The sequence below is a fragment of the Acrocarpospora sp. B8E8 genome, from assembly GCF_039871605.1.
In the GTDB taxonomy this organism is placed as follows: domain Bacteria; phylum Actinomycetota; class Actinomycetes; order Streptosporangiales; family Streptosporangiaceae; genus Acrocarpospora; species Acrocarpospora macrocephala.
In genome coordinates, this window is sequence record NZ_JBDPLV010000047.1 from 18,915 (window position 1) to 36,072 (window position 17,158).

The following is a 17,158-nucleotide window of genomic DNA, read 5'->3' on the forward strand; positions in this document are numbered from 1 at the left end:
GCGCGGACGATGACAGCTTGGCGCCCAAAGCTGGAGCGCGTCCGTGGCAACCCGGGTGATGGCGGATATGTCGGTCATGACAGGGCTTGGAGGTAGTCGAGGCTGGTGCGGACGTCGGTGATTGGGCCTTCGCCTGGGGGTGGGGTGGTGGTGAGGATGACGTCCTGTTCCATGACGTACCAGCCGTCGTAGGAGGATTTGGTGAGGCTGGCGATGATGCCGGCGATGTCCACGTCACCCTCGCCTAGTGGGCGATATATCCCGATTTTTACGGCTTCGGTGTAGCTGAGGGCGCCTGTTTGGACCTGGGCGGCGAGGGTGGCGTTCACGTCTTTGAGGTGGGCGTGGGCGATTCGGTGGGGTTCGCGGAGGGCCAGGTCTAGGGGGTCGGTGCCGCCGATGAGGAGGTGGCCGGTGTCGAGGCAGAGTTTGACGCCGCAGCCGTCGAGGATGCGGCGGACTTCGGCGGCGTTTTCCACCATTGTCCCGACGTGCGGGTGCAGGGTGACCTGGCGCGGGAGTTCGGCGGTGATCCGGTCCAGGTTGCCGAGCAAGGTGCGCCAGCCATCGGCGTCAAGGGTGGGTCTGGTGTCGTACCCGTCCGCGCCAGTGACGGCGGCGAGGACCACGACCGTCTCCTCCGCGAAGCTCTCAGTGAGATCCTTCAGCCCCGGGAGAGGGTCATGCCCGGGTTGATGCAAAACCACAGGGACGAACCCCCCAATAGCCCTCATATCGTGATTTTTCAGGATATCGGGTGACAGGAAGCCGTCGGGGCCGAGTTCGGTGGCGGTGAGACCAAGGGCGCGCATCTCGGTGAGGACCCGATCAGCGTCCAGTTGGTGGCCCCATCCGGGGACCTCGCAAACACCCCAGGAAATCGGCGCGGCCGCAATCTTCACATGACCACCTCAAACATGCACACGAAAATCGGCGCGACCACGATCTTCATACGACCACCTCGAACATCCCCCCGGAGATCACCGCGACCACGTTCCTCATACGGATTCCTGGAACGAGCCCTGGAGATCGGCACAGCCGCAATCTTCATACGACCACCCCGAACCGCACGCCGAAGATCACCGCGACCACGATCCACATACGGATTCCTGGAACGAGCCCCGGAGATCCGCGCAGCCGCAATCCTCATACGACCACCCCGAACCGCACGCCGAAGATCACCGCGACCACGATCCTCGTGCACCACCTCGAACGAGCCCCGGAGATTGGCACAGCAGCAATCCTCATACGACCACCTCGGACATGCCTAGAGAGGGCGCGGCGATGGTCGTCATGCGATCACCTCGGGCAGGCGGACCGGGCGGTCCTGGTTTCTGGAGAGATCGGCTGCTTCGGCGATGTACAGCGCGGCCAGCGCGTCATCCACCGAGCAGGGGCTTTCCCCCGTTTCCTGCACCGCCCTCAGGAAGGCGATCAGCTCCGCCCGGTACGCGGCCTCGAACCTGCTCTGGAATCCCGGCCACGGATCCCCCGGCGGTTGCAGCCCTTCGGCGCTGGTCAGCGGCACTCGGGGGTCAAGGCCGACGGCTCGGGTCGCGATCGTTCCGGCGAGTTCCATCCGGACGTCGTACCCGCCGCCGTTGTACCGGGAACCCTGCAAGGTGGCGAGCGTGCCGTCGTCCAGCGTGAGCACGGCCGCACTGTTGTCAACGTCGCCGAACTCGGCGAAGAAGGACTCGCCCCGATTCGACCCGGTCGCGTAGACGGTCTCGACCTCACGCCCGGTGACCCAGCGCAGAGCGTCGAAGTCATGGATATGACAATCCCGAAATATCCCGCCAGACTTCGCGATGTACGCCGCCGGAGGCGGAGCCGGATCCCCGGTGATCATGTGAACCCGATCCAGCCGCCCCAATTCCCCCTTGAGCAACGCCTCCCGCGCCGCCTGATATCCGGCGTCGAAGCGCCGCTGAAACCCGATATGCACCAGCACACCACTGCGCTGCACGGCCTCCAGGACCTTCAACGTCTCCGGCACGTCCGGCGCGGCCGGTTTCTCGCAGAACGCCGGAACCCCCCGGGCGCACGCCTCGATCAGCAACTCCGCGTGCGACCCGGTAGGCGTCGCGATCACCACCGCGTCGGCGTCGAACGGATCTCCCGTCCTCGCGTTCAACGCGATGGCAATACGGTCGGCCAGCTCCCCGTTCTCATCGTGGACGACCAGGTCTTCGACGAGCCCGGCCAGCGTTCCCGCATGGAACGCACCGATCCTGCCAAGACCCAGCAATCCCACACGCATGACGAAACTCCTTGTCCGGGGCTTCCAGTTCTAGTTCAATTTCCGGAAAGGAGTCAATAGTTTGTCCTGACATATGGACGTACCAGCCGGTCGGCGCTTCTCCGGACGGGTCCTGGCATATGGACGTACCATCTGGTCGGGCCCTTCTCCCGACGGGTCCTGGCATAAAGACGTACTCTCCGGTCAGCTCTTCTCCCGACGGGTCCTGGCATATGGACGTGCCCGCCGGTCGAATCTTCTCCCCGCGCGGTTCTCCGGCGATCGGCCTGGATCGTGTTCCTCGGTCAGATTCCGCGCAGGAGGTCGTCGAGATCGGCGCGCAGGCGATCGGCGTCGGTGAACAGGAGCGCGTGCATTCCCACCGTCTCGGCGGCGGTCACGTTGGGCGGGCGGTCGTCGATGAAGACACACTCCGCGGGCCGGGCGTCGAGGGCGGACAGGACGGCCGTGTAGATCTCCGGGCTGGGCTTGGAGATGGCCATCCTGCTGCTGAAGAAGCGGTGCTCCAGGTCGGCCATCCAGGTGACGTCGTCGAGGGCGTCGGCCAGTTCGTGCGGCGCGTTGGACAGCAGGGCGACGCCCAGTCCCTGGCTCTTCAGATCGGCGATCAGCTCGACGGTCGATATGTCCGGGTTCAGCCAGCTGGTGATGTCGAGCCGGATCAGCTCACCGGTCACCTCGGCGGTGAAGTCGGCTTCGAGGGTCTTCTCCACGGCCGACCAGAAGTCCCCCGCGGTCATCAACCCTCGGTCGTAGGGGTCACGATGTTCCCAGTAGGCCGCCCAGAAGCGGTCGGACTCGACACCGGCGACGGCGACCATGCCGTCCCGAGCCGACTGCGGCTGATGCCGCCCTACTACTCCGGCGAAGTCAAAGATGATCCAACGCATAACGCGCAATTATGCCCACCATCCCTCGTCCCACGGCGAGCACCAAAAGTTGATCATCGAATCTCGCGGAGAACACCCAAGAGAACGCCACCACTCCTGAGTTCCAGGAAGCCATCTCGGAGGCGGCCGGACAAGCTCTTGACTTCAAGGGCCCGCAGAGCAATAACTCATAGATCCTCAAGCCACTGACCTCAACGTGGTCGAGGCCACCCGGCGGCGTCGTCTCGTCGTCGCGCAGCGCCTCCAGGGCCGCGCGCAGCTCCCGGGTCGCCTCGCCCAGCCGGCGAACCCTTGATGAGCACGCAAGTTAATTCTCTGCGGGCCCTACCGCCGACCGAAGGACGCGACCCGCCCTCTTGGCGCCGGTGCGGCGAGCACCGGCGTGAACGGCGCCGAATAACGGCGAGCGACCCGGCGACCCCCAACGGTCAGGGCCCGGCGATGCCTTCGGGAGGAATCACCTCGACGCGCTTGCCGGAAGGTGGGCGCGCAGGACCGACATACCCAATCCGGTGGGTAGATGGTCTGGAGCGCGGCGGTCGAGCATCTCGTGGACTCGCTAACGGCGAGCGATCCGGCGACCTCCAACAGTCAGGGCCCAGCGATGCCTTCGGGAGGAATCACCTGGACACGCTTGCCGGAAGGTGGGCGCGTAGGGCTGACGTGCCCAATCCGGTGGGTAGATGGTCTGGGGCGCGGCGGTCGGGGTTCTCGTGGACTCGTTTGAGTTCGGCTTCGGTGTAGCGGACGCAGCGTAGGTGCCATTCGAGGATGCCCGACATCCACTCCTTGAGATCGTCGGCCTGCCGGGTGAGGGCGGCTTGGGCCTCGGGTGTCAGGTCGGGGCGGGCGGCCAGCAGGGCGGGGAGTTCGTGGTCGGCCAGGTGCTCGAACTGGCGCATCCGGGCGGTCATCAGATCGGCCACGACGTCGCGGGCGGTGAGTCGGTCCACGTCGAGGAACTTCTCGACGACCAGGACCAGGTTGTGCGCCTCCCCCTCGTATTCGATCTCCTTCTGGTAGGAGAACAGGTCGTTGGTGAAGGCGGCGTAGTCCAGGGCGGCCGTCTCCAGCTCGCGGACGACCCGGTGCTGGTAGATCTCCTGCGGGACCACGTCCATGCTGCCCATTCTGGCGAGGGCGCTGGTCATCTCGGAGCCGAAGGTGCTGCGGCGCATCTCGACGTAGTCGATCGGGTCGGGGATGCGGTTCTGGGCCTGGTTGGCCAGCTCCCACTCCCAGGCCGCGAGCATCTTCTCCACGCCGACACGGAACAGCTGACGGCCCTGGCGAGTCATCGGCCCGGCCGTACGCCGCCAGAGATCCTGGAGGGCACGTTCGAGCGGACTGCCGGGAACCAGAACGGGCTGGTCGTCGTCGAGGGGCATGAACTGGATCAGGCGTTCGGTGCAGAGTCGCGCCCCGAGCAGGTCACGGCTCGCTCCGAACACGGCCGGGTAGAAGTCGTCGCCATACGTCCCCCAGGCCAGCCAGTCGGCGGACAGGTCGACCTGTTCGGAGTTCCCGCCCGCGTTGATCATCGCGGCGCAGTGCGCGAAGTCGAACCCGCGGAAGCGCCGCTCATCCCAGAGCCCGCCGCTCTCCACCCCGGGGACCGAGTCGAAGAAGCCCATCTCCCGAGCCCACCCGACCCCATGCCGGCGGGCCGTCTCCAGATGCGGGCTCATCCTGACCGGGTAGGGCATGTGGAAGCCGGGCAGCGGAAGGTGCCCGACCGGCTGGAACGGCACATGCGAGTGTTGCTTCGCCCAGCCGCGCAGGCCCTGCTTCCCGGTCGAGACCACCTGCCGCAGGCTTCCGGTGCCCAGCCCGGTCGGCCCGAGCGGCAGCCCTTCGGGAACCGCTCCCTCGTTCATGTACCGGCTGGATCGCACGTGCCACTCGTGACCGCCGGACTGCCAGTCCTGCAGGCCCTTCACATACGCGGCGACGGCGGCCTGCTCGTGTGGCGGGGCACCGCGGCCGGCCAGCAACCCGGGCACCTCGGTGAGCGCGGTGTTCTCGAACTGCTGCAGCCGGGAGGTGAGCAGATCGTTGACGAGTTCGGCCGCCTCCTGCGTGGGCACGCCGAAGAACCGCTCGAACACCAGCACCGCGTTGGAGTTCTCCCCCTCCTCCTGGACCTCGCGCTGGTAGGAGAACAGGTCGTTGCGCAGATGCACGGCGTCGGAGAACGTGTCGGACAGCACGGTGATCGGCCGTTCCCCGGCGAGGACATCGGGGAGCTCGGCGGAGACGTACTCCACCAGGTTTGCGGACCAGGGCGCGCCACCGACGCGGCGGCGCATCTGCACATACTCGATGGGGTTGGCGATCCGCCCGCGGTCGATGTTCTCCAGTTCCCACATCGACTCGGCCATCAGGTTGCGGGTGCTGGTGACGAACCGCCGCCGCCAGCCCTCCGACATGGCCGGGACGGTCCGCTCCCACAGATCCTTCAGCCCGGCTTCGGCGGGATTGCTCACCTCTGGCGGCGAGTCGGACATGAACAGTTCCAGCCGATCGAGATACGCCTGCGCCCCCTCCAGGTCGCGGGAGTGCTTGAACTCCTCCAGGAAGTGGTCGTCGAAGAAGAACACCCACACATACCAGTCGGTGATCAGGTCCAGGGTGGGCCCGTCGCAGTCGGGGTGGGTGTAGCCGCACATGAGCGCGTAGTCCATCCTGGCCAGCGCGGTCTCGTCCCAGACCAGCCCGCCCCCCGGTTTGGGCGCGTCCAGCATGCCCATCTCCTTGGCCCAGGCCATGCTGTGCGCGCGGGAACGTTCCACGTGAGTGTTGAGCCTGGCCGGATACGGCACGTAGAAGTCGGGCAGCGTGAATGCCTGCATCGTTGCGACCCCCCAGTCTGAACTCCGGATTACCAACCCCGGACCACGAGTTTACCTGTACTCGCAGTGACGACCCTCGCACTCAAAGTGCGCGAGCGCAAGCGCAGGAACCCAACCCTCAGGCCACAACCACGTACCGCGATCACACAAACCCCAACCTTCTCAAAAGCCGCTGACCAGGATTTCTGCCGGAAGGTCCACCGCGGGGATCTTCCGGAGGTTTATCCATGTATGTAGCAATCACGAGGTTTTGCGAGAAACGTCCGGGGAGGGGACAAACATGGATATTCCAGAACTCCATCAGCGTGCCATGGAAGGCTTCGGAGAGCGTGTTCACGCCGTCGGCGAGGACCAGTGGGGCCTCAGCACGCCCTGCTCCGACTGGAACGTACGCATGCTCGTCAACCACATCGCCGGCGAGAACATGTGGACGGCCCCGCTGATGGCCGGACATACCATCGCCGACATGGGCGACTCCTTCGACGGCGACCTGCTCGGCCCGGATCCGGTCAAGTCGTTCGACGCGTCCGCCGAGGAGGCCATCATGGCCGTGCACGAGCCGGGCGCGATGGAACGCACCGTGCACCTGTCCTTCGGCGACGTCCCCGGCTCCGAGTACGCGACGCAGCTCTTCGCCGACATCCTCATCCACAGCTGGGACCTGGCCAAGGCCACCGGCGGCGACCAGCGACTCGACCCCGGGCTGGTCTCCGCCTGCGCGTCCTGGTTCGCCGAAGAGGAGAACGCCTACCGCTCGGCCGGGCTGATCGCGCCCCGGGTGGGCGTAACCGGCGACGCCGACCAGCAGACGCGCCTACTCGCCGCGTTCGGCCGCCGCGCCTGAGGCCCGCGATGCCGCCGGCTTTGGCGAAGCCAACTGCGACCGGCTGCCCGTGCCCAGCTTGGCTGGACGAAAAAAGGGGACGAACTGGGTTGGTGGGTGGAGCGCATCCTGCCCGCCGCCCGAGAATCGCTCGGGTGGCGGGCAGGGTGGGATCATCGGCCGGCCCGCGTCGCTCCACCTGCACGGCGGCGTCAGGACGGGTATCCGGTGACAGAGGGAAAGCTCATTCCGAGTCCTCCCGCGATATGGCTCTCCAGGAGTGGCAGTAGCTGGCTGAGATCCCGGCGTTCCACGGCGCGCTGGTATTCGGCGAGGAGTTCCTCGTGCCGTTCGACGAGCCCTTCACGGCCTCGGTCGAGAGCGCCGTTGGAATGCAAAGCGAGTTCGATCTGGTCGCAGATCTGGGCGTAGTTGGCGACAAGTCGCCCGTTGCCTGAGGCCGCCACGAGCGCCTCATGAAACTGACGGTCCGCGGCGACCATGGCGACCGGGTCCTGGTCGTCAACAGCTTCTCGAAGTCTTGACAGCGCGCTCTCCATTCCGCTGCTGCTGGCCGCCGAACTGACGGACAGCCGGCAGGCCAGCCCTTCGAGCGCGAGGCGGACTCCGGCGAGGTCGGCCAGGTCCTGCGGGGTGAAGCTGGCAACGATGTACGACCTGTTGGGCGATTTCACTACGAGTCCGGACTGTTCCAGGGCGCGTAGCGCCTCTCGGACGGGAGCCCGGCTCACCTGCATCTGGGCGGCCAGCACCGAGTCACGGACGGCCTCTCCCGCAGGCAGCTGCTGAGCGAGTATCGCGAGGCGAAGCCGGTTGCGGATCTCGTCCACGAGGCTGCTCGCACGCACAACCTGCATCGTCACAGTGGTCTCCTCACGCCGGGCATCTTGACGACTGTCGACAGTCGACGTTACAGTCATGTTTCACAATCTGGCGACTGTCGACAATCCTACCAGCCCGGCACAGCGGACATCCCGCACCGAGCCGACATGGAGGCGATTCATGCCCCGTCCGCCGCAACGCAACTCACTGCGCGAAGCCCTGCATCGAGGCCCCGTCCTGGGAAGCTTCGTCAGCCTCGGTCATCCCGCGAGCGTCGAAATCCTCGCCTCCCGTGGATTCCAGACGCTGTGCATCGATGCCGAGCACGCAGCCCTCGGCCCTGCCGAGGTCGAATCCCTGATCCGAGCAGCCGACGCCGCAGGCGTCCCGAGCCTCGTGCGGGTCTCCGGCGTGGGTGCCGAGATCAACCGTGCCCTGGACTCAGGGGCTTGCGGTGTGGTCGTCCCCCGCGTCGAGACGGCGAACCAGGCCGCCGCCGCGGTCGCGGCCGTGCGCTATCCGCCCGCCGGCTCCCGAGGGGCGGGGCCAGGGCGCGCTTCCGCGTACGGCCTGTCCCTCGCCGGCTACATCGCCTCAGCCAACGACGAGACGCTCCTGATCGTGCAAGTCGAGACGCAGCTGGGCCTGGACAACGTGGAGGAGATCGCCGCGGTCGACGGCATCGACGTCCTCTTCGTGGGCCCTGGAGATCTGGCGGTGTCACTCGGCGAGCCGGGTGGCTCCGCGGCACACTCCGCCGCCGTCGAAAAGATCCTCGACGCCGCGCGGGCCGCCGGAGTCCGCAGCGGGATCTTCTGCCTCGACAGTGACCAAGTCGAACGCTGGGCCTCCGCCGGCGTCCGCCTCTTCCTCCTCGGCGGAGACCTGTTGTTCCTCGGCTCGACCGCGTCAACCGCGTTCGGCGCCGCCGCCGAGAAGCTCGCCTCGATCGCGGCGGCACGATGAACGAGCTCGTCATTCGCACCGACGGCCTGCTCACCGTCGAACCCGAGGATGTGCAGGTCCTGCTCGACGCCGACCTGCGGTACCGCGAGGTCACGTGCCTCACAGAAGAAGAGCTGATCGAGCACTGCGGCGCCGCCCACGGCCTCCTCGTCCTGCGTGAGCCGATCACCGAACGCGTTCTTGCCGCACTCCCGAACTGCAAGGTCGTGGCCCGGTTCGGAGTCGGGGTGGACACCGTCGACCTCGACGCCGCGACACGCCGCGGCGTCCGCGTCGTCAACGTCCCCGATGCCAACGCGCCCGAGGTCGCCGCCCACGCAATCGCGATGATCATGGCGCTGGTACGGCGCCTGCCGCATTTCGACCATGCCGTCCGGTCCGGTGTCTGGAGCTACCTGCAAAGCGGGCGAGGCATGCGCAGGCTCGACCGCCTCGTGCTGGGCATCGTCGGCTTCGGCCGCACCGGACGCCGGGTCGCCGACAGCGCTCGCGCGCTGGGCTTCTCCGTGATCGTCCACGACCCGTACGCGGCGCCCGGAGCTCTGGCACGGGCAGGGCACGCAGCCGTGAGCTTCGACGAGCTCACGACCACCGCGGACGTCATCTCGCTCCACCTCCCGCTGACGCCCGAGACGGAAAACCTGGTCAGCGCCGACGTCATCGAGCAGATGAAGACCGGCTCGATCCTGGTCAACGTCTCGCGCGGCAAACTCGTCGACGAATCAGCCCTCAGCGCGGCGCTCGCCTCAGGGCATCTGTCGGGCGCCGGTCTGGACACGCTCGCCGCTGAGCCGGTGCGGCCCGACTCGCCGTTGCTCGCCCTCGACAACGTCATCCTGACCCCCCACGCGGGCCACTACTCAACCGAGTCGTACCGGGAGACCGTGCACCGCGCCTTCGCGGACGTCGCCCGGGTTCTTCGTGGCGAAATGCCCCGTAACCCCCTCAACTGACGGCTCACCCAACGCCACGACATTGCTCGATGAAGTCAAAGGAGAAGGCAGTGAAGCGTGCACGAATTCCGGTGGCGCTCGCTAGCGCCCTGATCATGCTGAGCGCATGCGCATCCACCGGGGGTGGCTCGGGGTCGGACAACGGTGTGCTGCGTATCGGGCTCATCAATCCGGTCACCGGTGCGGCATCCTTCGCCGGCATACCCGTCCAACGGGGCACCCAGATCGCGGTGGATGAGATCAACGCGTCGGGATACCTCGGCAACGGCCGACGCCTGGAGCTGACCAGCGACGACTCCGCCGGTGACCCGGCAAAGGCCATCGCGCAGTTCCGTGGGTACGACAGTGCCGGCTACCTTGCGGTGGTCTGCTGCACCGTCTCCACCGAGGCCGGGTCGCTGGGACCGTTGATCAAGAAGGCCGGACTCCCGACAGTGGTCAACGGGGCCACCCTCCCTGGGCTCAGCGCGCCCCCGTACCTCTACCGCACCATCGCCCTGCCCTCCAGCCCGGGCGGCATGTACGACCAGCTCGTCGACGCCGCGGCCGCACAGTACGCGCCGAAGACCGCCGTGCTCGCCGTGACCGCCGACAACGGCGGCCAAGTCGACGACGGCAAGATATGGGCCGCCGCCCTCGAACGCAACGGCGTCGACATCCTCCAGACCATCGACACGTTCACCTCGGACACGGACTTCTCCGCCACGGCGACCAAGATCATCAACGCCAAACCCGACCTACTGGTCGAAAGCATGCTGGGCTCCAAGTCAGCCCTGCTCACCAAGGCTCTGCGCGATCGCGGATTCCAGGGCCGCATCCTGTCCAGCTACGGCGTGGCGACCGCGCCGATCTTCAAGGCCGGCGGGTCGGCGATGGCAGGAACCATCTTCCCCATCCCCTTCACCCCGCTTGCGGACAATGACGCCACCCGCAAGTTCGTCAACCTGTTCAAGCAGGCATACGGGGTCGAACCCGACCTGTTCGCCGCACAGGGGTACAACGCCGTACGGTTCATCGCCGAAGGCATCAAGAAGACTGGAACCACCGACCGGGCCGCCCTGGCCAAGGCGCTCTCGGAGATCCAGTCGTTCCAGTCGGTATCAGGCAGCACCTACACCATGCAGAACGGCCAGGCGGTTCTGTCCGACAAGGTGGGGTTCCTGCAATGGAACGCCGACGGCACCCAGCGGCTCTGGCCGTAACGCCGAACCAGGGGCACGCATGGACCTCTTCATCCAGCAGTTGATCAACGGCGTCTCGCTCGGCGCCCTCTACGCCCTCTTCGCCATCGGATTCGGCTTGATATTCGCCAAGATGGGCATCCTGAACGTCGCTCATGGCACCTTCGCCACGTGGGGCGTCATCGCCGCCTACGAACTGCTCGCCCATGCCGACGTCCCGTTCGCCGTCGCCGTCGTGGCGGCCGTCCTCGCGTCCGCCGCCACCGGCCTCGTCGCCGAGCTCTGCGCCTTCCGCCCGCTGCGCCACAAGAACGCCGGGATGCTCGGCAGCATCATCGTCGCGATCGGCGTCTGGATCATCCTGCTGAACCTGGCCGAGGTCGTTCTCGGCCCAGACCCCGTCGCGCTGCCGGAAGACGCCTTTCCCAGCCGAGCCCTCTACCTGTGGGGGTTCCAGATCCCGCCCATCTACCTGTTGAACATCGTCACGCTCGCCGTCGTCTCCCTGGGGCTGGGCAGCTTCCTGCGACGCACCCGCTTCGGTGCGGCCATCCGCACCGTGGGTATCCAGCCGCAATCGGCGGCGATCGTGGGAGTGAACACCCGGCTGGTATTCGCCGTGACCGCCGTACTCGCCGCGGGGGTCGCGGGTCTCGCCGGCATCCTCACCGCCGTGACCACCAGCAACGTGTCGTTCACCGTGGGCGAGGGTTTGCTCCTCAAGGGCTTCGCCGCCGTCGTCATCGGCGGATTCGGCAACCTCCGCGGAGCGGTCCTCGGTGGCCTCGCCATCGGCGTCATCGAGATCATGACCCTCCAGTACCTGTCATCGACCTTCCGCGAGGCCATCACCTTCGGTCTGCTCCTCCTCTTCCTGGTCGTACGGCCACAAGGCCTCTTCGGGGAGGTCCAGGTGAAGCGAGCATGAACACCGCGTCCCTGATCTCGACACTCGAGTTCGGCGTCGTCTTCGGCCTGCTGGCGCTCAGCATGTTCGCCTCGCTCAACACCGGCGTGCTGAGCATGGCCAGCGTGTCGTTCGCCGCCTGCGGCGCGTTCCTGTGCGGCCGCCTCGCCGCCACAACCGCCATGCCCGGGTGGGCCCTGCTGATCGCGGGATCGGTTCTCGGTGCTGTGGTGGCAGGCGTGGTCAGCCTGTTCATCCTGCATCTCAGCAGCCACTACATCGCCATGGTGACGATCGCGGTCCTGCTCATGACCAGGGTCGCCGTGCTCAACCTGCCCGCTGTCACGGGCGGGGTCAACGGCATGTCGATACCGGTCGAGCTTGGTTACCCGTACATACTGGCCACCCTGGCCATATGCGTCTGGACGTTTTCCCGGCTCCGGCGCTCCCGTTACGGCCTGGCGGCCGAGACCGTCCGCGAAGACACCGTCGTCGCCGCGACACTGGGCATCAACACGCGCTGGATTCAGACGGTGAGTTTCATCATCAGCGGGTTCATCGGTGGCGCCGCCGGCGTCCTGCTCGCCTCCCTCTACGCGTACGTCGACGCCGACACCTTCTTCCTCAACCTGGCCTTCGTGGGCCTGGCCGCCGTCGTGCTCGGCGGAGGCTTCCACTGGCTTGGAGCCCTCGTCGGCGGTGTGGTCTTCACGCTCATCCCCGAGCTGTTGCGAGGAACGGTCGACGAAGCCGACCAGATCATCAACGGCGTGATCCTCGTCGTCATCATGATCTTCCTTCCGCGCGGCCTGATCGACCCCGCTCGCCGGCGTCCACGCACATCAGATCGGCCGGTTCACGCCGGCAGCGACCGCGAGGAGGACCACACGTGAACCAGTCAACCGTCCAAGGCTCCCCGCCGGCGATCCGCACCACCGGGCTCACCAGGCAGTTCGGCGGCCTCCATGCCGTCGACGACGTCCACCTCACCGTGCCGAGCGGAGCCATCTTCGGCATCGTCGGCCCCAACGGTGCGGGCAAGACAACCTTCCTCAACCTGGTCAACGGCATCATCCGCCGCACCCGCGGGGACATCGAGCTGCTGGGAACGGGGACCAGCACCTTCGCCACCTACCAGGTGGCCCGGCTCGGCGTCGCACGCACCTTCCAGACGATCAAGCTCATCCCCGGCCTCAACGTTGTCGAGTCCGTCGTCGCCGGCCGATACCGGGTACGGCGCGACACCGTCCTGTCCGCCGTACTCAGCCTGCCCGGCGAACGACGCGCGCGCCGGGAGAACGAATCACGGGCACGCGAACTCCTCCAGCTCGTCGGGCTCGACGTCCCTCCCGATCGGCCCGCGACCTCCTTGTCGTACGGAGAACAGAGACGCTTGGAGATCGCCCGGGCCCTCGCCACCGAACCCACACTGCTCCTGCTGGACGAGCCGACGGCCGGGATGAACGCCCGGGAATCCACCGCACTCGGAGAGCTGATGCTCGCCCTGCGCGACAGGGGCCTCACACTCGTCATGGTCGAACACAACATGAGCCTGGTCCGCAAGTACTGCACCCTGTCCGCGGTCCTGAACTCCGGAACCCTGCTGACCACCGGCCCACCCGACAGCTGCCTCGACGATCCCCGGGTCCAGGAGGCCTACTTCGGGAGAGCCGAACATGCTTGACGTCAACGACCTCTGGGTGTCGTACGGCGGCATCTCCGCCGTACGGGGCATCCGCATCACCGTCGAACCCGGATCGCTCGTCGCCTTGATCGGATCCAACGGCGCGGGTAAGTCCACCACGCTCAACGCCATCGCCGGATTGACCAGACCACGGTCGGGAACCGTGACATTCCGCGGCGCGAACATCACCGGATGGACCACCCACAACCTCGTCAGAGCCGGCCTGGTCCTCGTACCGGAAGGCCGCATGGTCGCCGCCCCGCTCTCGGTGCGAGAAAACCTCCAGCAGGCCCGCTACTCCAAGAGGCTCTCCTCCGACGAGTTCACCGACCGCTACGACCAGGCGATGACCCTCTTCCCCGTGCTGGGAAAACGCTCCTCCCAGGTCGCCGGCTCGCTGTCCGGAGGAGAACAGCAGATGCTCGCCCTGGCCCGCGCGCTACTCACCGGACCTGATCTGCTGCTGCTCGACGAACCATCCATGGGGCTCGCCCCCGTCATGGTCGACGCGGTCTTCGACGCGATCCGAACAATCCACACCGACGGCATGACGATCCTGCTCGTCGAGCAGAACGCCGAACTCGCCATGGACCTCTGCGACCAGGCGATCGTCATGCAGCGCGGCGAACTGCTCACCAGCGGGCAACCTCACGACCTGCTCTCCGACGGCTCGCTCCGATCCATGTTCCTCTCCTGACGTGAGAAGGTTTGATGACCGACATCGTCGACTTCCGCCTCCGGCCACCAGTAGGCGGGTTCCTCACCAACGACCTGATGTACACGGTTCCCGCGCGGACGGCGCACATCGCCGAAGTGTGCGGCATGGGCGCGCCGACGGCCGTCCTGCACTCACGCAGCCTCCAGGACACCATCGCCGAAATGGACGCCGCGGGCGTGGCCCTCGGCGTGGTGCCAGGGCGGCGGGGATCAGAACAAGGCGACGTCCCCAACGAGGACATCGTGAAACTCGTCACCGACCACCCGGACCGTTTCGTCGGCTACGCCGGCATCGACCTCACCGACCCGGCGACCACCGCGCAACAGGCGCAGGAAGCACTCCAGACCCCGGCCTTCCGCGGCCTCATGCTCGAACCCGGCCTGGCGACCCCGGTTCTCGCGCCCGACGACCCCCGCCTGGATCCTCTCTACGAGGTCGCGACTTCCCGCCGGGCACCGGTGGCCATCATGTTCGGCGGGAATGCCGGTCCAGATGTCGGGTTCACCAGCCCGCTGGCCATCGACAACCTCGCCAGGCGCCACCCCCGGCTTCGCATCATCCTCGTTCACGGAGGGTGGCCCTGGGTGCCGCAGGTCATCCACGTGGCGTACCGGCGGCGGAACATCTACCTTGAGCCTGACATCTACCTGTTCGGAATGGCCGGGTGGCGAGACTACGTCGACGCCGGCAACACGTACCTGAAGGACCGCCTGCTCTTCGCCAGCGACTTCCCGTACCTGCCACTCCAGGCATCGGTTCGCCGGTTCGAGGAAATGTTCGATAAGCGCGTCCTCCCGCGGCTGCTGGGCGAGAACGCCCGGGAGCTCCTCGCCGCCTGACGCGATGGAAGCGCGCCCTGCCCGCCGTCCGAGGGTTGCTCGGGTGGCGGGCAGGGTGGGATCAAGCCCCGGTCAGGGGTAGTTGACCAGGTTCGCGACGTTGGTGGATGAATTCGAGGGTCCACCGGTCGTGTTGATGATGTTCCGGATCGTCCCGACCCCGCCGAGCGACACGGTCACCATGTTGTGGAACCGTACGCCGGGTGTGTTCGGCACTTCGAAGGCGCGCGCCGCGATGACGCCGGGATTGACGTTGAAGTAGCAGTAGCTCCCCAGACCCCACGCTTCGTGCGTGGTGACCGTGTTCGCCACCTTGTAGGCGGCGTAGCCCTGCGTGCTCCCGTTCATCCAGGCCGCCTGGTTCGGCGGGTCGTACGGCATCTCGTTCTGGTAGAAGTACGTCCGCCCGCCGTTCCCGTTCCACACCGTCTGGTACTGCTGGTAGTGCTCGACGAACAGGCCGTACATCGTGACGTCGTTGCCGTTCACGGTCAGCCCGTTCGCCGCCGTGTTGGAGTTCCATCCGATGCCGCTGCCGTGGTCGCCGCGCCAGATCCAGGTGTGGTCGCCGATCACGTTGTGGCTGTTGACGACCAGGCTCTGGGTCGCCTTGCCGACCGCCGCGCCGCCGACCCGGAAGTACACGTCGTGCAGCGAGGTCGGGTTCGCCGCGTGCGAGGCGGCGGATCCGGCCGGTCCGACCTGCATGAGCATCGGCGAGTTGGTCGTGCCCGCGTCGAACAGGATGCCGGCGACCTTGACCCCGTCCACGTCGGCGACGGTCATCGCGGTGACGCCGTTGTCGGGGATGAACGTGGCCAGACCCAGCCCGAGCACCACGGTGTTGGCCCGGGTCACCCTGATCGTGTCATTGAGGTGGTAAACGCCCGGGGTGACCAGCAGGTCCTGGCCCGCGGCCAGCGCGGCGTTGATGTTGGCCGCGGTGTGCCCCGGCTTGACGACGAAGAACTGACTGATCGGCAGCGAGCTGCCCGCCGGATTCCCGCCGCTCCAGCTGGTGCCGGTCGAGTTGGTCCGCAACGCCGGGACGAACACCTGGTAGGCGCCCGCCTGGTCGATGTAGAGGAACGGCTTCTCCCGGACCACCGGCGTGGTGGCCACCCGCGTATACGGCGGATTCGGGAAGTTCCCGCTCGGAGCGTTCGTCGCGCCCACGAACACCATGTTCCAGTTGGAACCCGTCCAGCTGCCCATCTCGGTGTTCCGCGTCAGCCACTGCTGCTGCGACCCCGACCGCACCTGACCGTCGATCTTGGTGTCCGCGAACAGGCCGCCGCTCGACCAGCCGCCGTCGTCCAGCTGCAGGTTCCCGCGCAGATGCATCCGCCGGTACGGCGCCGCCTGCGAAACCGCCCACCGATCATTGCCACCGGGCGGATTGACCGACATGTTCTCCACCCCACGCCAGAAGTTCTGCGTGGCATTGCCCTGGAACCAGTCAGCCTCGGCATGCACAGGCCCATTTATCGTGACATTGTCCGGCGACAACCCCAGCCCGAGCACCTGGGTGTAGAACCCGACGTTCACATCCACGTTGTACGACCCCGGCCGGAACAGCAGCGCGAACCGGTTGCCGCCGAACTGGTTGGTCTGCTGCTGGCCGAACACGGTGTTCAACCGGCTCTGGATGGTCGAGGCGGGCATCGACGGGTCGAAGATGCTCACGTTCGGCCCGAGATCCGGATTGGGCCCCGGCGGGGGCGGGCCGCCGCCGAAGGTGAACGACTGGGCGGCGGTGCCGTTGCACGTGTACTGCTGGAACTGCACGCTGTCTCCCGTGGCCGCGCCCGGCACGTCGAGGCATTTGCCGCTGTGCCGGTTGACGAAATGGTAGGAGCCGCCCGGCTCCTCCACCGCCTGCCACTGCTGGTTGTTGCCCCCGCCGTACGCCCAGAGCTGGATGGGCGCGCTGTCGGCGGCGGAGACGTTCGTGACGTCCCAGACTTGGGCGGCGTTGAGCGCGCTGTTGACGCGGAAGTAGCCGCCGCTGGTGGCCTGGAACTGCCAGGACTGCGCGGCCGAGCCGTTGCACGAGTACTGCTGGACCGCGGTCCCGTTGGCGGACGCCGCCGCGCGGGCGTCGACGCACTTGCCGCTGCCCCGGTTCACCACCGTGGTGAAACCGGTCGGCGGGGCCGCCTGAGCCGGGCTGGACAGCCCGACCAGCGACCCCGCGACCAGCACCAGGGCGGTCAGGGCGCTCCTGATGGACATCCGG

Annotated in this window: 15 protein-coding genes; 9 read left to right on the top strand and 6 right to left on the bottom strand. The window is 67.0% G+C overall.

Features of this window, described 5'->3' with window-relative positions; all coding sequences use genetic code 11:
* Window positions 1–74 precede the first annotated feature (74 nt).
* The 4 genes from ABGB08_RS35490 to ABGB08_RS35505 form a co-directional block, all read right to left on the bottom strand.
* Window positions 75–629 carry a sugar phosphate isomerase/epimerase gene (locus ABGB08_RS35490; RefSeq protein ID WP_347599680.1) on the bottom strand — a complete coding sequence of 185 codons (555 nt, stop codon included), beginning with the start codon at window positions 627–629 and terminating at the stop codon, window positions 75–77.
* 662 nt (window positions 630–1,291) lie between these two features.
* Entirely contained in the window at window positions 1,292–2,263 is a 972-nt protein-coding gene (locus ABGB08_RS35495) for a Gfo/Idh/MocA family oxidoreductase (RefSeq protein ID WP_347599683.1), read from the bottom strand.
* Window positions 2,264–2,547: 284 nt separating this feature from the next.
* Complete coding sequence (locus tag ABGB08_RS35500) at window positions 2,548–3,153, bottom strand: HAD family phosphatase (protein WP_347599686.1); 606 nt, start codon at window positions 3,151–3,153, stop codon at window positions 2,548–2,550.
* A 620-nt stretch (window positions 3,154–3,773) separates the two neighbouring features.
* On the bottom strand, window positions 3,774–6,005 hold the full coding sequence (locus ABGB08_RS35505) for a germacradienol/geosmin synthase (RefSeq protein ID WP_347599689.1): 2,232 nt from the start codon (window positions 6,003–6,005) through the stop codon (window positions 3,774–3,776).
* Window positions 6,006–6,315: 310 nt separating this feature from the next.
* Here ABGB08_RS35505 and ABGB08_RS35510 point away from each other — a divergent pair, with 310 nt between their 5' ends.
* Window positions 6,316–6,849, top strand: a complete 534-nt coding sequence (locus ABGB08_RS35510; RefSeq protein WP_347599692.1) for a TIGR03086 family metal-binding protein — start codon at window positions 6,316–6,318, stop codon at window positions 6,847–6,849.
* A 191-nt stretch (window positions 6,850–7,040) separates the two neighbouring features.
* Here ABGB08_RS35510 and ABGB08_RS35515 read toward each other — a convergent pair whose 3' ends face one another.
* The gene (locus ABGB08_RS35515) at window positions 7,041–7,706 is read right to left on the bottom strand and encodes a GntR family transcriptional regulator (RefSeq protein WP_347599815.1); all 666 of its coding nucleotides are present in this window, start codon (window positions 7,704–7,706) and stop codon (window positions 7,041–7,043) included.
* A 145-nt stretch (window positions 7,707–7,851) separates the two neighbouring features.
* Here ABGB08_RS35515 and ABGB08_RS35520 point away from each other — a divergent pair, with 145 nt between their 5' ends.
* From ABGB08_RS35520 to ABGB08_RS35555, 8 genes are read left to right on the top strand one after another with little or no spacing between them, the layout of a single operon-like run.
* Window positions 7,852–8,637 (top strand): aldolase/citrate lyase family protein, encoded by a 786-nt coding sequence (locus ABGB08_RS35520; protein WP_347599695.1) that lies wholly within the window; start codon window positions 7,852–7,854, stop codon window positions 8,635–8,637.
* On the top strand, window positions 8,634–9,590 hold the full coding sequence (locus ABGB08_RS35525) for a C-terminal binding protein (protein WP_347599698.1): 957 nt from the start codon (window positions 8,634–8,636) through the stop codon (window positions 9,588–9,590). The genes ABGB08_RS35520 and ABGB08_RS35525 overlap by 4 nt, the downstream gene beginning before the upstream one ends.
* A 50-nt stretch (window positions 9,591–9,640) precedes the next feature.
* On the top strand, window positions 9,641–10,792 hold the full coding sequence (locus ABGB08_RS35530) for an ABC transporter substrate-binding protein (protein WP_347599701.1): 1,152 nt from the start codon (window positions 9,641–9,643) through the stop codon (window positions 10,790–10,792).
* A 19-nt stretch (window positions 10,793–10,811) separates the two neighbouring features.
* Window positions 10,812–11,699, top strand: a complete 888-nt coding sequence (locus tag ABGB08_RS35535) for a branched-chain amino acid ABC transporter permease (RefSeq protein ID WP_347599704.1) — start codon at window positions 10,812–10,814, stop codon at window positions 11,697–11,699.
* Window positions 11,696–12,571, top strand: coding sequence for a branched-chain amino acid ABC transporter permease (locus ABGB08_RS35540; RefSeq protein WP_347599707.1), 876 nt, complete (start codon window positions 11,696–11,698; stop codon window positions 12,569–12,571). Before ABGB08_RS35535 ends, ABGB08_RS35540 begins: the two co-directional genes overlap by 4 nt.
* Window positions 12,568–13,362, top strand: a complete 795-nt coding sequence (locus tag ABGB08_RS35545; RefSeq protein ID WP_347599710.1) for an ABC transporter ATP-binding protein — start codon at window positions 12,568–12,570, stop codon at window positions 13,360–13,362. Before ABGB08_RS35540 ends, ABGB08_RS35545 begins: the two co-directional genes overlap by 4 nt.
* Window positions 13,355–14,059: an ABC transporter ATP-binding protein gene (locus ABGB08_RS35550; RefSeq protein ID WP_347599713.1), complete on the top strand. Its 705-nt coding sequence runs from the start codon at window positions 13,355–13,357 to the stop codon at window positions 14,057–14,059. The genes ABGB08_RS35545 and ABGB08_RS35550 overlap by 8 nt, the downstream gene beginning before the upstream one ends.
* A gap of 14 nt (window positions 14,060–14,073) precedes the next feature.
* Window positions 14,074–14,919: an amidohydrolase family protein gene (locus ABGB08_RS35555; protein WP_347599716.1), complete on the top strand. Its 846-nt coding sequence runs from the start codon at window positions 14,074–14,076 to the stop codon at window positions 14,917–14,919.
* A gap of 72 nt (window positions 14,920–14,991) precedes the next feature.
* Here the strand turns inward: ABGB08_RS35555 and ABGB08_RS35560 are convergent, their stop codons facing one another.
* Entirely contained in the window at window positions 14,992–17,154 is a 2,163-nt protein-coding gene (locus ABGB08_RS35560; RefSeq protein ID WP_347599719.1) for an RICIN domain-containing protein, read from the bottom strand.
* Window positions 17,155–17,158: the final 4 nt, after the last annotated feature.